The 14,050-nt window shown below is 71.6% G+C and carries 14 protein-coding genes and 1 pseudogene; 7 read left to right on the forward strand and 8 right to left on the reverse strand.

Going from position 1 to position 14,050, the window contains the following annotated elements; genetic code table 11:
* Positions 1-19: 19 nt before the first annotated feature.
* The 4 genes from B5557_RS28965 to B5557_RS28980 form a co-directional block, all read right to left on the reverse strand.
* Complete coding sequence (locus tag B5557_RS28965; RefSeq protein ID WP_079662211.1) at positions 20-964, reverse strand: carbohydrate ABC transporter permease; 945 nt, start codon at positions 962-964, stop codon at positions 20-22.
* 2 nt (positions 965-966) lie between these two features.
* Positions 967-2,316, reverse strand: coding sequence for an ABC transporter substrate-binding protein (locus B5557_RS28970; protein WP_079662212.1), 1,350 nt, complete (start codon positions 2,314-2,316; stop codon positions 967-969).
* Between the two features lie 107 nt (positions 2,317-2,423).
* Positions 2,424-3,635, reverse strand: a complete 1,212-nt coding sequence (locus B5557_RS28975) for an ROK family transcriptional regulator (RefSeq protein ID WP_079662213.1) — start codon at positions 3,633-3,635, stop codon at positions 2,424-2,426.
* 210 nt (positions 3,636-3,845) lie between these two features.
* On the reverse strand, positions 3,846-4,952 hold the full coding sequence (locus tag B5557_RS28980; protein ID WP_079665063.1) for a mechanosensitive ion channel family protein: 1,107 nt from the start codon (positions 4,950-4,952) through the stop codon (positions 3,846-3,848).
* 324 nt (positions 4,953-5,276) lie between these two features.
* Here B5557_RS28980 and B5557_RS28985 point away from each other — a divergent pair, with 324 nt between their 5' ends.
* A complete protein-coding gene (locus B5557_RS28985; protein ID WP_069772758.1) occupies positions 5,277-5,813 on the forward strand; it encodes an HNH endonuclease in 537 nt (178 codons plus the stop codon).
* A gap of 134 nt (positions 5,814-5,947) precedes the next feature.
* Here B5557_RS28985 and B5557_RS45990 read toward each other — a convergent pair whose 3' ends face one another.
* Together B5557_RS45990 and B5557_RS46330 are read right to left on the reverse strand one after the other, a co-directional pair.
* Positions 5,948-6,229: a hypothetical protein gene (locus B5557_RS45990; protein ID WP_079662214.1), complete on the reverse strand. Its 282-nt coding sequence runs from the start codon at positions 6,227-6,229 to the stop codon at positions 5,948-5,950.
* A gap of 88 nt (positions 6,230-6,317) precedes the next feature.
* Positions 6,318-6,680 (reverse strand): annotated as a pseudogene (locus tag B5557_RS46330) (D-alanine--D-alanine ligase); the annotation flags it as partial.
* A gap of 166 nt (positions 6,681-6,846) precedes the next feature.
* On the opposite strand from B5557_RS46330, the gene B5557_RS29000 reads away from it, so the two are divergent.
* A complete protein-coding gene (locus tag B5557_RS29000; RefSeq protein ID WP_079662215.1) occupies positions 6,847-7,074 on the forward strand; it encodes a hypothetical protein in 228 nt (75 codons plus the stop codon).
* 2 nt (positions 7,075-7,076) lie between these two features.
* Positions 7,077-9,185 (forward strand): 4-alpha-glucanotransferase, encoded by a 2,109-nt coding sequence (malQ, locus tag B5557_RS29005; protein WP_079662216.1) that lies wholly within the window; start codon positions 7,077-7,079, stop codon positions 9,183-9,185.
* A 47-nt stretch (positions 9,186-9,232) separates the two neighbouring features.
* Here malQ and B5557_RS29010 read toward each other — a convergent pair whose 3' ends face one another.
* Positions 9,233-9,640, reverse strand: a complete 408-nt coding sequence (locus tag B5557_RS29010; protein ID WP_079662217.1) for a hypothetical protein — start codon at positions 9,638-9,640, stop codon at positions 9,233-9,235.
* Positions 9,630-10,109 carry a cupredoxin domain-containing protein gene (locus tag B5557_RS29015; RefSeq protein ID WP_079662218.1) on the reverse strand — a complete coding sequence of 160 codons (480 nt, stop codon included), beginning with the start codon at positions 10,107-10,109 and terminating at the stop codon, positions 9,630-9,632. Before B5557_RS29015 ends, B5557_RS29010 begins: the two co-directional genes overlap by 11 nt.
* A gap of 148 nt (positions 10,110-10,257) precedes the next feature.
* On the opposite strand from B5557_RS29015, the gene B5557_RS29020 reads away from it, so the two are divergent.
* From B5557_RS29020 to B5557_RS29035, 4 genes are all read left to right on the forward strand, one after another.
* Positions 10,258-10,839, forward strand: a complete 582-nt coding sequence (locus B5557_RS29020) for an RNA polymerase sigma factor (protein WP_079662219.1) — start codon at positions 10,258-10,260, stop codon at positions 10,837-10,839.
* Positions 10,832-11,569 carry a hypothetical protein gene (locus B5557_RS29025; protein WP_079662220.1) on the forward strand — a complete coding sequence of 246 codons (738 nt, stop codon included), beginning with the start codon at positions 10,832-10,834 and terminating at the stop codon, positions 11,567-11,569. Before B5557_RS29020 ends, B5557_RS29025 begins: the two co-directional genes overlap by 8 nt.
* Positions 11,570-11,638: 69 nt before the next feature.
* Entirely contained in the window at positions 11,639-11,920 is a 282-nt protein-coding gene (locus B5557_RS29030) for a hypothetical protein (protein WP_079665064.1), read from the forward strand.
* Positions 11,921-12,143: 223 nt separating this feature from the next.
* Positions 12,144-14,036 (forward strand): hypothetical protein, encoded by a 1,893-nt coding sequence (locus B5557_RS29035; protein ID WP_107472644.1) that lies wholly within the window; start codon positions 12,144-12,146, stop codon positions 14,034-14,036.
* Positions 14,037-14,050: the final 14 nt, after the last annotated feature.

Raw genomic sequence — 14,050 nt, forward strand, 5'->3', positions numbered from 1 at the left:
GGCCGTGTCCTGGGCCATGTCAGTCACCTGCCTGGATGAGACCGCCCCGGCGCCGCATCAACAGCGCGGTGAACGCCATCGACAGGGCGAACAGGACCAGGGCGACGACACAGGCTGAGCCGTAGTCGAAGCGCTGGAAGCCGAGGTTGTAGACGAGTTGGGGGAGGGTGAGCGTGGAGTGCTCGGGATAGCCGGGCTCGAACAGGGTGCCCGCGCCCTGGATCACGCCCGAGGCGACCTTTCCCGCGACGAGCGGCTGCGTGTAGCACTGCATCGCCGCGATCACCCCGGTGACGACCGCGAACATGATGATCGGCGAGATGTTGGGAAGGGTGACGAACCGGAACCGCTGCCACGCCGACGCGCCGTCCAGCTCCGCCGCCTCGTACTGCTCTTTGGGCACGTCGAGCAGCGCGGCCATGAAGATGACCATCAGGTCGCCCACGCCCCACAGGAACATCAGCGTGAGGGCCGGCTTGGACCAGTTCGGGTCGTTGAACCAGGCCGGCGCCGGGATGCCGATCTTCTCCAGGATCGAGTTGACCGGGCCCGTACCGGGGTTGAGGAGGAACGCGAACGCCATCGTCGCGGCGACCGGCGGGGCGAGGTAGGGCAGGTAGAACAGGGTCCGGAAGACACCCGTACCCGTCTTGATCTTCGTGATCAGCATGCCGATCCCGAGTCCGAACAGGACCCGCAGGGTCACCATGATCACGACGAGCCAGAGGGTGTTGCGCAGGGCCGGCCAGAAGAACGGATAGTGCTCGAAGACGTACGTCCAGTTCTTCGTGCCGCTCCACGTCGGCGGCCGGAAGCCGTCGTAGTGCATGAACGAGAAGTAGACCGTCGAGATCATCGGGTACGCGAAGAAGACCGCGAAGCCGATCAGCCAGGGGGAGAGGAAGGCGAGGGTGCGCAGCGTCGAGCGACGGTGCTTCGCCCGCAACGTGTGGGTGGCCGCCATCGCTACTTCGCCTGCGCGATGTCCGTGTCGATCTGCGCGGCCGCCTTCTTCAGGCCCGCCTGCAGGTCGGTGACCTTGCCGCTCTCGTAGTCGTAGCCGAGCTGCTGGACGGTGGCGAGGTAGACGCCGCCGTTGATCGAGGCCGGGGAGGTGGTCGAGTTCGGGTTGGCGGCGATGTCGAGGAAGGTCTTGAAGCGCGGGTCGTACTTCAGGTCGGGGGACTTCAGGGCGGCCAGCGTGGAGGGCACGTTGTGGATGGCGTTGGAGAAGGCGACCACCGCGGACGTGTCGGTGGTCATGTACTTCACCAGTTCCCAGGCCGCGTTCTGCTTCTTGCTGGTGGCGGCGATGCCGGCGATGGTGCCGGTGATGTAGCCCTTGCCGTACTGGGCCGCCTGGTCGTCAGGGACGGGCAGCGGGGCGACGCCGATCTCGAAGTCCGGCTTGGCGTCCAGGGCCATGCCCAGGCGCCACTCGCCGTCGAGCTGCATGGCGACCTGGCCGGTCTGGAAGGGATGCTTCGGGCCCCACTCGTCGCCGAGTGTCGACCGGAAGGTCTCCAGCTTCTTGAAGCCGCCGAGCTCGTCGACGAGCTTCTTCTGGAGGGTGAAGGCGGCTGCCACGGCCGGGTCGGTGGCGATGGTCGACTTGCCCGCCGTGTCGAAGTACGTCGGGGAGAACTGGCCGAGGTAGTGCTCGGTGGTGGTCTCCCAGCCGTGGTAGTCCGGCATGAAGCCGAGCTGCTTGAACGTGTTCCCCTTGGGGATCGTCAGCTTCTTGGCGTCGGCCTCGAACTCGGTCCAGGTCCTGGGCGGGGAGGTGATGCCCGCCTTCTTGAACGCCGTCTTGTTGTAGTACAGGCCGTACGCGTCGCCCAGCAGGGGGACGGCACAGCGGTTGCCGTCGTACTGGGTGTACTGGTTCATCGCCTTCGGGAAGGTCGTGGACGGGTCGATGTCCGCCTTCTTGAAGTACGGGTTGAGGTCGATCAGGGCGCCCGACGAGCAGAACTTGCCGACGTTGTTGGTGGTGAACGACGAGATCACGTCCGGCGCCTTGCTGCCGCCCGCGCGCAGCGCCTGGTTGATCTTGTCGTCGGTCATGTTGCCGACGACGTTCACATGGATGTTGGGGTGCGTCTTCTCGAAGCCCGAGATCAGCGACTGGACGGCCTTGACCTCGTTCGGCGCGCTCCAGGCGTGCCAGAAGGTAAGGGTTGTTTCCTTTGACGCGTCGTCGTCGGCGCCGGCCGCGGACTGGCCGGTGCAGGCGGTGGTGCTCAGCAGGAGGGCCGTGGAGGCGGTGAGGGCAAAAGCCGCCTTTCGGACGACTTCGGATATGCGTGTGGGCATGGCGGAGCCTTCCAGGGACAGGGCAGGGCAGGACAGGGTGAGGTGTGAGGTGGGTGTGACGTCAGGTGACGTGCGGGGGCGAAGGGGAGGTGCGGGAGCGGGTGCTGCTAGCGCGAGGTGTCGAAGACCTCGTCGCGGGTGGCGGCCAGCGCGCTCTCCAGCGCGCCGCGCAGGACGGGCTGTTCGGTGACGTCGCCCATGACCAGCTTCGGCCGGGACGCGGCCAGCTCCTCCAGCTCGGCCTGGACGAGGGCGCGCAGTGTCTCGCCGCCGGCGGTCAGGCTGGCGCCGCTGAGGACGACGAGTTCGGGGTCGAGTACGGAGACGAGCGAGGCGAGACCGGTCGCGAGCCGGGTCGCGTACGTCTGGAGCAGCAGCCGGTTCAGGACCGTGTCCTCGGCGGCGGCCCGCTCGACGAGCCCGGCTGCGACCTCGGCGTACGGTCCGGACGGGATGCCGGTCATGCCGAGCTCCCGGGCGAGCTGGGGGATGGCCTGCGAGCCCGCCAGTTCCTGGTAGCCGCCGCTGTTGGCTTTGGTCACCTGCCGGACCAGGGGTGCGCCGGGAACCGGCAGGAAACCCACCTCGCCCGCGCCGCCGGTCCAGCCACGGTGCAGCCGGCCGCCGAGGACGAGGGCCGCGCCGAGACCGCCCTCGTTCCACAGCAGGACGAAGTCCTCGTGGTCGCGGGCCGCGCCGAGCCGTTGTTCGGCGACGGCGGCGAGGTTGACGTCGTTCTCGTACTCGACCGGCATCGGCAGGGCTGCGGCGAGGTCGTCGAGCAGCGTCGGGGAGTGCCAGCCGGGCAGGTGGGAGGCGTAGCGCAGACGGCCGGTGGTGGGGTCGAAGGCGCCGGGGGTGGCGACGACGAGCCGCCGTACGTCGTCCCGGGTGAGGTGTGCGGCCTTCACCGCGCCGTCGAGGGCGTCGGTGACCTGCCGTACGACGGCCCCCGCGGTCTTGCGGCCGGGCGTGGGCACCTCGTACGTGCCCACGGTGCGGCCGGTGACGTCGGCGACGGCGGCGAGGACGCGTTCGGGGGTGACGTCCAGACCGGCGGCGTACGCGGCGGCCGGGTTGACCTCGTACAGCTGGGCGTTGGGGCCCGGGCGTCCCTCGGTGGTGCCGGTGGCCAGAACCAGTCCCGCCGCCTCCAGGCGGGCCAGGAGCTGTGAGGCGGTGGGCTTGGACAGGCCGGTGAGCTTGCCGATGCGGGTGCGCGACAGGGGGCCGTGCGCCAGCAGGAGGTCGAGGGCGGCGCGGTCGTTCATGGCGCGCAGGACGCGCGGCGTGCCCGGCGTACCGGCGGTTCCTGCCATGGGTCGACACCTGCCTTTCTGAACTGCACAGCTTTTCAGTGACGCGGGACACAAGTCCACTTCCGGTCACTGTTAGGAAAGTTTCCTATCGGCTGGCAGGAACGTAAGCCCGGCACGAAGGGGGCGTCAAGGCGCGAAACGGCAAACGCCCCCGAGGCAACAGAGTCGTTACCTCGGGGGCGTGCGGCGGATGCTGGCGTGCGTTGCCTCTTACTTCGCCTGAGGCGTCGTCGCCCGCTGCGGAGTGATCGGTGTCGCCGCCGCGTGCTGCGGGGAGTCCGCGTTGGAGAACACGGACGGCGCCGCGACCGCCTCCGTGGGGTCGGCCGGGTCCGCCGTGAGGGGGACGGTCTCGCCGCCCACGATGCGGATGTCGGCCGCGTCGAAGGCGCGCTTGACGCGCCAGCGCAGCTCCCGCTCGACCGAGAGGGCCTTGCCCGGCATCGTCTTCGCGGAGACGCGGACCACCATCGAGTCCAGCAGGACGCTGTCCAGACCGAGGACCTCGATCGGGCTCCACAGGAGCTCGTTCCAGGGCTCTTCCTTGCTCATCTTCTCGGCGACCTCGTCCAGCGTGGCCTTGACCCGGTCGAGGTCCTCCGACGCCTTGACGGTGACGTCGACGCCGGCCGTCGCCCAGCCCTGCGACAGATTGCCGATCCGCTTGACCTCGCCGTTGCGGACGTACCAGATCTCACCGTTGGCGCCGCGCAGCTTGGTCACGCGCAGGCCCACCTCTATGACCTCGCCGGTGGCCACGCCCGCGTCGATCTGGTCACCGACGCCGTACTGGTCCTCAAGGATCATGAAGACGCCGGAGAGGAAGTCCGTGACCAGGTTGCGCGCGCCGAATCCGATCGCCACGCCCGCGACACCCGCGGAGGCCAGCAGCGGGGCGAGGTTGATCTCGAATGTGGCCAGAACCATCAGTGCGGCCGTGCCGAGGATCAGGAAACTCGCCACCGAACGCAGCACCGAGCCGATCGCCTGCGAGCGCTGACGACGCCGCTCGGTGTTGACCAGCAGCCCGCCCAGCGCCGTCCCGTCGACCGACGCCACGGTGCGGTTCATCCGGTCGATCAGCTTGGTGATCGCCCGCTGCACCACCACTCTCAGCACCACGGCGATGGCGAGGATCAGCAGGACCCTCAGGCCGATCGCCAGCCACGTCGACCAGTTCTGCTCGACCCAGCTGGCCGCGTTCGTCGCGCTCTCCTGGGCGTCCTGAAGGGACGGGACCGTCACCGTGGTCGGCGACTCCGAGGGAGTCGGCGACGGCGAGGCGTCGGCGGCCAGTAGGACGGCGGGCAAGGACACGGCAGGTACCTCCAGGTGCTGCACTGCTCCATCCGGTGTGGCGGTCAAGGGCGACACGCGCTGCAAGGTCACGGAAAGGTCACCGGAAAGGCAGAACCACCACACTAACGGGGCATTGTGAGTGGTTCGGCGAGATACGTGAAGGAGAGACGGTCCTCACCTGCGCTTGAACCGGCCATGATCCTGGGGAGAAAACAGGGTGTGGTCGAAAACACTCCCAGCCCGTTACCGGGACATGGTGGCGCGTCCACCAGCCCAGAGGAGAGACTGACTGCAGATCGTCCCGGCGCGAGCCACGCGCCGCCGACGCCCAAGGAGGCATCCGTGCCGCATGTCCTGGTCCTCAACGCGTCGTACGAGCCGCTCGGCGTCGTACCGCTCCGCCGCGCGCTCATCCTCGTCCTGGAGAACAAGGCAGTCTCCCTGGAGGAATCCGGCGCCTTCATGCACAGCGCGACCGTCACAGTCCCCGCACCCAGCGTGGTCCGGCTCAAGCGATTCGTCCGGGTTCCCTATCGGGGGCCCGTACCTCTCACCCGTCGGGCGCTGTTCGCCCGGGACGGGGGCCGGTGCATGTACTGCGGTGGCGTCGCAACCAGCGTCGACCACGTCATCCCGCGCAGCCGCGGGGGCAAACACGTGTGGGACAACGTCGTGGCGTCCTGCCGCCGCTGCAACCACGTCAAGGCCGACCGGCACCTCGTCGAGATCGGCTGGCGGCTGCGCCACAAACCCGCTCCCCCCTCCGGCCTCGCCTGGCGCATCATCGGCACGGGCCATAGGGACCCGCGCTGGCTGCCGTACTTGCAGCCGTACGGCGCGGACGACGCCCTGGCCCGGATCGACGGCATCTCCGCCTAGCGATCCGGGCTTTTGCATGCCCCGTGGCGCCGCCCACAGACCGGCACAGCCACGGGGCCCTTCGGGACGGACCGGTCGCGCAGCGGGGGAGACTATCGGGGAGCGCCGCCTCAGCCGAACCAGCTCACCTTCAGTCAGCCACCGGCGACCTCGCGGTGCGCCGCGCGGACGATGTCACCGGCCTCGCGGATGGCACGGTCGCGTACGTCGGGGTCCGGATCGCTGACGGCCTGCTCGGCGGCGTGCAGGCGGCGAGCGGTCTCGGGGTACCTCTCGATCTCGACGACGACGCCCCACTCCGTCTCGCGCGGGACCGGCTGCCGCTCCCCGCGCGGGTCGCTGACCTCCACTCGGAGAGTCTCGGCGGTGGCGGTGAGGCGCACGCGGATGAGCCGGTCGCGCAGGCTGCCGTGCAACAGGGCGTGCGCCTGGCCTGCGCAGCAGCGTCAGGGTCCGGTGCTTGTCCCAGGCCGTCGCACACGGCGCGCTCCCGGCGCCGGTGAAGACGATCCCGGACGTCTCCAGGAGCCCTTGGCGCCGTCCGTCGCCGCCCCATCCGCCGTGCAGGGCGGGAAAGACGAGATCGGCCCGGCGCAGCAGTGAGAGCACCCGGCCGGTGGCGACGGCGTCGGCCGTCAGCTTGCGCCGCGCGTCTTCGTCGAGCTCCTCGGGCGACAGCTCCGCCCCCGTGCGCGGGAGGCCCGTCCGGTCGCGGACCGGGCCGGTCGGCACGGGGCCGGTCGCGGCCGGATCGATCACCAGGACCTCGTGGCCGAGCTCGATCAGCGCTCCTGCCACGGCGAGCCCGGAGTCCAGCGACATGCCGCGCTCCGCACTCTCCCCGCCGGACAGCACGGTGATCTTCATGATCGGATTCTGACCCGGCCCGCGCGCCCGGAACCGGAGATCATCCCGGTGTGCCAATGGAGGGCAGCAAGGAATGCGGTGAAGTTGAATGACGTCAAGACATCTGTCGGACGTCTGCCATCGCGCTCACTGGGTAGGCCTGCGGTAGCCGACGCAGTACCACGCCATGATCCATCAGGAGGTCCCCGTGATCGCACCGGCCCACTCCAAACGCCCGGCGGAGCCTTCCGCCGATGCACCCGTCGCCCTCGCCGACCCCCACCTGTGCGCGTTCAGCGCCGAAGGGACGTGCGTGGAACCCCCGCTGACCAGCGAGCCTCCGCTGCCCGACGCCGAGCCCCTGACCAGTGAGCCGCCGCTCGGCGTCGTGGACTCCGACTCCACGAGGCCGTAGCGATGACCGCGCCACCCGGAGAGGAACTCGCCCGGCTCGCCGCGCTGCACGGCGTCGGCACGTCCTACCAGCCCTCCCCGGACCGTACGGTCACGGCCTCGGCCGCCGCCGTCACCCGCGCCCTGGCCGCCCTCGGCGTCGGCGCGGACACCCCGCAGGCCGTCCGAGCCGCGCTCGCCGCCCGGGAACGGGAACTGCGCGAGCGACTGCTGCCGCCGACGGTGGTGTGCTGGAGCGGCAGCCCGTGCGAGGCGCTCACCGCCCTCCCCGAGGGCAGCCGACTCGACGTCGAGACCGAGCAGGGCGAGAGCCACCACGCGATCGGCCACGCGATCGGCCAAGCGATCGACCACGCGATCGATCAACTCCCGCTCGGGGTCCACCAGTTGACGGTCACCGCACCCGACGGGCGGACCGGCGGCGCCCACCTCGTCGTCGCCCCGCCCCGCCTGCCCACGCCCGCGCCCACGGGACGCTCGTACGGACTCCTCGTCCAGCTGTACTCCCTCCTCTCCCGCCGCTCCTGGGGCATGGGCGACCTCGGCGACCTCGGCGAGCTGACCGCCTGGGCCGGACGGGCGCTCGGCGCCGGGTTCGTGCAGGTCAACCCGTTGCACGCGGCCGTGCCCGGCGCCCCGACCGACCCCTCGCCCTACCGGCCCTCCTCGCGCCGCTTCCCCGATCCGGTGCACTTGCGCGTCGAGGACGTCCCCGAGTACGCGTACCTCGTCCAGGAGCAGGCCGACCGGATGGGATCGCTGTCCGAGCGCGCCGGGCGGTTGCGGGAAACCGTGCTGGAAAAAGGGGAGTTGATCGACCGGGACGCCGTGTGGGAGCTCAAGCGGGAGGCCCTGGAACTTCTCGCCCGAATGCCGCTCGGGCCCGGCCGGCGCGCCGCCTACTGCGACTTCCTCGCCGAGCAGGGCCAGGCCCTGGAGGACCACGCCACCTGGTGCGCTCTCGCCGAGGTGCACGGACCGCGGTGGCGGCAGTGGCCGTCCGGTCTGCGTGACCCGCGCTCCGCCGAGACGGACCGCGCCCGCGGGGAGTTGATGGACCGCGTCGACTTCCACTCCCGTCTCGCCTGGCTCACCGACACCCAGCTCACCGCCGTCCAGCGCGCCGCGCGCGAGGCGGGCATGCCCGTCGGGATCGTCCACGACCTGGCGGTCGGCGTGCATCCCGAGGGCGCCGACGCGTGGGCGCAGCAGGAGTACTTCGCGGCCGGGATGTCGGTCGGCGCCCCGCCGGACGCCTTCAACGCCCGCGGCCAGGACTGGGGCCTGCCGCCCTGGCGCCCCGACCGGCTGGCCGCGTCCGGCTACGCCCCCTACCGGCGACTGCTCAGGGCCCTCTTCCGCTACGCCGGGGCCCTGCGCATCGATCACGTCATGGGCCTGTTCCGCCTCTGGTGGGTCCCGCAGGGCGAACCGCCCACGGAGGGCACATACGTCCGTTACGACGCCGAGGCCATGCTCGCCGTCCTGGTGCTGGAGGCCTCGCGGGCCGGTTCGGTGGTGATCGGCGAGGACCTCGGCACCGTCGAGCCGGGCGTCCGGGAGGCGCTGCGTGAACGCGGGGTGCTCGGCACGTCCGTCCTGTGGTTCGAGCGGGACTGGGACGGCGACGGACGCCCGCTGCCCCCCGACCGCTGGCGCGCCGACTGCCTGGCGACCGCCACCACCCACGACCTGCCGTCCACCGCCGCCCGCCTCACCGGCGAGCACGTCGAACTCCGCGACCGGCTGGGCCTGTTGACCCGGCCCCTGGAGGAAGAGCGCGCCGAGGCGGCCAATGACACGGCGGAGTGGCTGGCCCTGCTCACCCGCCTCGGACTGCTGGCCGGCACCGGCGGCGGCAGCGACCGCGCCTCGGAGGAGGCCCAGGTCCAGGCCGTCCACCGGTTCCTGGCGAGCACCCCCGCCCGCATGATCGGCGTCTGGCTCCCGGACGGCGTCGGCGACCGCCGCCCGCAGAACCTCCCCGGCACCTGGGACCAGTACCCGAACTGGCGTCTGCCGATCGCGGACGCGGACGGCCGTCCCGTCACCCTGGAACAGCTCGCGGCCTCGCCGCGACTGCGGGCGCTGATCGACGTCCTGCGGGGGTAGGACCACGCGTCGGGCGCCGCCCAGCACACGGCGCCGCGGCCGAGGACTCATCGGTCATGTCCGGTCCGGCCGCGTCTGGTCAGCAGGGCCAGCGCCGCCAACAGCACGCACCCTGCGGCTTCGACAGCGAGGGTGGGCTTGACCAGGTTCGCGTCGAGAGTCTCCTGGAACCCGAAGAGACCGGCGGTGAGGCTGACGATCAGGGCCGCCAGGGTGCCGGCCGTGAAGAGCGCTCCCAGCGTCGCGAGGACGGGCAGGAGGCGCGTGGGTGTGATCAGCAGCGACAGCGCGAGCAGCCCGGCCCCGATCGCGTTGAGCAGGAACAGCGGGCCGATCATGTCCAGATGGCGGTAGCCGTCGTACCAGAGGCGCAGGTGGATCGCGCCCATGGCCGCGACCGTTCCCGCCGCGGCCGACCGGAGGGCGACGAGCGCGATCGTGCGCTCAGTAGCCATTGCCGTTGGTCGTGTTGGTGCCGTGGCCCGTCGAGGCGGTGCCGCCCACGGTGAGCTCGGTCTTCATGCCGAGGTCCTTGTGGCCGTCGACGGGGCAGTAGACCTGGAACCGGCCGTTCTTCAGCGAGACGGTGAGGTTCGCCGACTCTCCGGGCGCCAGCGTCCGCGTCCGCTGTTCCGTCCCGGAACCCTCGATCTCCATGGCGTGGTCGTGATGGCCGTCGTTGTGGACGACGAACGTGTACGTGCCCGCCTTCAACGTCCTCGTGGACAGCTCCATCCTGAAGTCGACCAGCTTCACGGTCACCCGGCCGGCCGCCGGCTTGCCACTCTGGTCCGGGGCCGACGGTGACGAGCCACCCCCGCCTCCGCCTCCGCCCCCGCACGCCACGAGGAGGCCCGCCAGTGCCCCGGCGGCCAGCCCGGGCCCGGCGGTCCTGCGCACGAATGTCATGAGCGTCGTCGCCATGTCTCGGCCCTCCGTGAGAAATCGTTCCTGACCAGACATACGGACGGACCACGCCAGGAGATTGCCCACAAGGAAGTCGGAGAATGGGGATATGGTCCCGCGGGGAACGGGGGGAATCCGTTCGGCGAGGTTCGCCGTATCCACTGGTATGCGGAGATTGGGCCTACCACTCGGCCGGCTCTCGGACGAGGCGCTGCTCGCGGGAATGGCGACCGGTGCCCCGGAGATCGCCCTCGCGTTCGTCCGCCGGTTCCAGCGGATGGTCTTCGGCATCGCGGTCGCGGTCGTCGACGACCCCCAGCTCGCCGAGGACATCGCCCAGCAGGCCTTCGAAAGGGCGTGGCGTCATGCGCAGGTCTACGACTCCCGGCGTGGATCGGTGAAGACCTGGCTGGCGACCATCACGCACAACCTGGCGATCGACGCCGTCCGGGCGCGCAAGGCGACCCCGGTGGCCCCCGAGGACCTCGACGCCCTGCTCGGCATCGTGACCCGGACGCCCGAACAGTCGGCACTGGCCGACGAGACGGCGTCCCGGATCAGGGCCGCGGTGGCGGACCTGCCGCGCCAGCAGGCGCGCGCCGTGGTCATGGCCGGGATCTACGGGATGACCGCACGACAGATCTCCGAGTTCGAGGGGATCCCCCTGGGCACGGCGAAGACACGGATCAGGACGGCGATGGGAAAACTACGGACGGTTCTGGGACCCGAGCGAGCCGATCATGACTGACAGGGACTGCGCGTGGCTGAGGGCCGTCGCCGACGAGCTGGCGTTGGGCATCCTCCCCGGTCAGGAGCGCGCCGAGGCGATCGCCCACCTGGACCGCTGCCCCGTCTGCCGGGAGCACGTGGAGCAGCTGACGCTCGTCGGAGACGGACTGCTCTCCCTCCTTCCGGACAGCGAGCCGCCCGTCGGCTTCGAGACCCGGGTGACGGAACGGCTGGGCCTGAACCGGCCGGCGCGCCGACGGCGACCACGGGCCGGCGTGGCGGTCGCGGCCGCCGCCGCGATCGCCCTCGGGTTCGGCTTCGGCGGCTGGGCCGTCGGTACGGCCATCGAGGGAGCGTCGGCTCCCTCCTCGCGGAGTTCGCAGCCGCCCGGCTCGGAGCACGGCCTGGTCGCGGCGTCCTTGCTGACCCCCGACCACCGCCCGGTCGGCCGGATCTTCGCCTACACCGAATCCCCGGGCTGGGTCTACATGTCGGTCCACCTCGGCCGGGCCGAGGGCGGGTCCCGGGCCACGGGCTCGGGCGACGGATATCCGGAGGCCGTGAAGGTCAGCTGCCGACTGGAGCGTACGGACGGCACCTCGGTCCGCATCGGGGAGTTCTCCCTCGACGACGCCGGCCAGGGTTACTGGGGAGCCCCCATGCGTGTCGACCCGGGCACGGTGTCGGGCGCCCGGCTGCTGGCCGCGGACGGCTCCGTGGTGGCCACGGCCCACTTCACGGGCGCGTGATCGCGGCCCCGGCCCTCATACGGCACCCCGGGCGCGCGCCCTCCGACACCGTTCGCTAACTTGGGCACCGTGGACAAGAAGAACGCCCTGCGCGCCGGCGCCCTGGCCGCCGGTACGACGCTGATGATGCTGCTCATGTCGTCCCCCGCCCTCGCGCTGACCCGCGACGACGGCGACGACCCCGGCCCGGGTCTGAGCGTCGGCGAGACGCTGGGCCTCTACGTCCTGGCCCCGATCGCGATCTTCGCGGCGATCGCCGGACTGGTGTGGGTCCTCGACCGGTCGAAGGACCGGGCCGACACCACCAGCTCCAACATCGCCGTCAAGGCCAAGGAGCAGGCCAAGGCCTAGACCTAGGCCAAGGCCTAGACCTGAGTCTGGGCTCGACTTCTCTCCGAGGGCGTCGGCCTCACTCCCGTACGCGCATGCCGTACGTGGTTGAGGCCTGTGCCCTCGGCGTGTTCCCGGGGGCGGGGGCCGGCCAGGCGCGGCTGCGGTAATTCCGTCGACAGGGCGCGAGCCCGGCTGGCAGGCTGCCGCACATGACCTACGGAATCGAGTTCCTCACCGCTCGGTGAGCGCCCAGGAAGAGCGCGCCGCACGTGCCGCGCTCCGCCTCCCGCCCGCCCTGTACGACCACGCCCTGCACCTGGTGCACGAGTCCCCGGACGGCCTCCCGTCCGGCCGCGGCTTCGACCTCCCCGACGTTCCCGACTCGCCCGCCCCGTCCGGCGAGGACAAGGCGCCGCTGTCCCGCCGGGAAGCGGCGGCCGTCATCGCGGAGGCGTTGCACCCCCTGCCGGACGACCCGGCCGCCCTGCACCGCCGTTTCGCGGAACTCGGCGTGTGGAGCTGTCACCGGTACCTGATCCGGTCCACCGTCGCCGACCTGCCGCTCACCGCCGACCAGCACGCCGCCGCCCGCACCCTGGCCAGACGGCTGACCCGGACCGGCACCACCGTGCCCGCCGTCACCGTGGGCCTCGCCCTCCTCACCCGCCTCGGCGAGCCCGAGGACGTCCCGTATCTGTTCACCCTCGGCCTGCTCCGGTCGCTCCACGGCCCGGCGGTCCAGGCCCTCGACACGCTCGACCGGCGGTCCGCCGCCGTCGTCGACCTCGTGGTCTCCACCCGCCGCGCCGAACTGCGGTCGCTCGTCCGCGCCCTGGCGGTGGGGGACGGGCAGGCCGTCCGCAGGGAGCTGGTGGCCTTCCCCGCCGAACCCCGTCACCTCGGCCCCGCGACCGCCCGCCGTGTCGCGGAAGCCGCCCTGCTGCCCGACCTGCTCGCCGAACACCCCGCCGACACGGCCCTGCTCGCCCGGGCGGGCCGCCTCCTCGTCCGGATGACGTCCGCCCGCGACGAACCGACCGAGCTCCTCGCCTACCGCGACGCGACAGGCGTGTACGAAACCGTCGTCAGCCGGGCCGGTCTCCTGCCCCCGACCCTTGAACACCACGCCATGCTTCTTTCCCTCGCCCTCGGCCTGAGCAGCGGAACCGGAGCGCTGCTCGACTGGCCCACCGGCTCCGGTCGCCGCGAGACACTCCTCGCCTCCCTCGGCCGACTGCTGGCCGAGCCCTCCTGGACCCGCCCGACCGACCTCGCCACGCATGCCACGCACGCCACGCACGACGCGCTCGAGACGGGCGCGGCGGCCCGACGGTTGTGGGCCGGCTGGATCCGCCGTACCGGGCGGCGGCCCTTCAGCCGCCCGGCCGGCGGCAGGCTGCGCATCGAGGTCGTGGCCGGCGACCCCGTGGACCGCGAACCCGTCGAGACCCGCATCCTCCTCGACGGACGTCCGCTCGTCCCGGCCGTCTTCCCGCACGGCCCCGCGCACAGCCCCGAGCGTCTCCTGGACGACGGTCTGCTGCGGGCCGGTCCCGAGCCCCGCCGGGTGCAGCTCGCGGAGGCCTCCTGCACCGAGGGATGCTGTGGCGCGCTCCACGTCACCATCCGCCGCGACGGCGACCAGGTGGTGTGGGAGAACTGGCAGCGACCGGCCCTGCCGGGCGCCCGTGGGCCCGCGCCCGAACTGCCCGCGCGACGGTTCGACGCCGCCGCCTACGACGCGGAGATCGCCCGCGCCGAAGCGGACCGGGAGTGGTCCTGGCCGGCCCGCACCGTGGCCCGGCTGATCAAGGCGGGCCTGGCCGAACGGCCGGAGCTGCTCGCCCGGTGGGACGCGCGCCCGGGTTGGACCGGCAGCGGCTTCCTCGACCCGGACACGGCCGTGGTGACCTTCTGGTACGCGCCGGGACTCGGCACCGGGAAAGCGGACGGCGACGCGCTCCAGTTCCGCTGGATCGTCCCGGACGACGGCGCCCCACCCGAGGCACAGGCGGCCGCCGCCCTGCACCGGCTGGCCGAGGAGGACCCGAGGACCTACGCCCGCTTCAGCGGCGGCACCCGCGAACGCGCCGAACAACTCGGCTACCCCTGGCCGCCGGAAGACGGGATATGACAGGCGCTGAGGGC

This window comes from Streptomyces sp. 3214.6, from assembly GCF_900129855.1.
Classification (GTDB): domain Bacteria; phylum Actinomycetota; class Actinomycetes; order Streptomycetales; family Streptomycetaceae; genus Streptomyces; species Streptomyces soliscabiei.

What these genes read in the sequence shown, in the direction of transcription:
- B5557_RS28965 (WP_079662211.1), bottom strand. Translation starts at nt 964, where the DNA reads ATGGCGGCCACCCACACGTTGCGGGCGAAGCACCGTCGCTCGACGCTG.
- B5557_RS28970 (WP_079662212.1), bottom strand. Translation starts at nt 2,316, where the DNA reads ATGCCCACACGCATATCCGAAGTCGTCCGAAAGGCGGCTTTTGCCCTC.
- B5557_RS28975 (WP_079662213.1), bottom strand. Translation starts at nt 3,635, where the DNA reads ATGGCAGGAACCGCCGGTACGCCGGGCACGCCGCGCGTCCTGCGCGCC.
- B5557_RS29000 (WP_079662215.1), top strand. Translation starts at nt 6,847, where the DNA reads ATGATCCATCAGGAGGTCCCCGTGATCGCACCGGCCCACTCCAAACGC.
- malQ (WP_079662216.1), top strand. Translation starts at nt 7,077, where the DNA reads ATGACCGCGCCACCCGGAGAGGAACTCGCCCGGCTCGCCGCGCTGCAC.
- B5557_RS29010 (WP_079662217.1), bottom strand. Translation starts at nt 9,640, where the DNA reads ATGGCTACTGAGCGCACGATCGCGCTCGTCGCCCTCCGGTCGGCCGCG.
- B5557_RS29015 (WP_079662218.1), bottom strand. Translation starts at nt 10,109, where the DNA reads ATGGCGACGACGCTCATGACATTCGTGCGCAGGACCGCCGGGCCCGGG.
- B5557_RS29020 (WP_079662219.1), top strand. Translation starts at nt 10,258, where the DNA reads ATGCGGAGATTGGGCCTACCACTCGGCCGGCTCTCGGACGAGGCGCTG.
- B5557_RS29025 (WP_079662220.1), top strand. Translation starts at nt 10,832, where the DNA reads ATGACTGACAGGGACTGCGCGTGGCTGAGGGCCGTCGCCGACGAGCTG.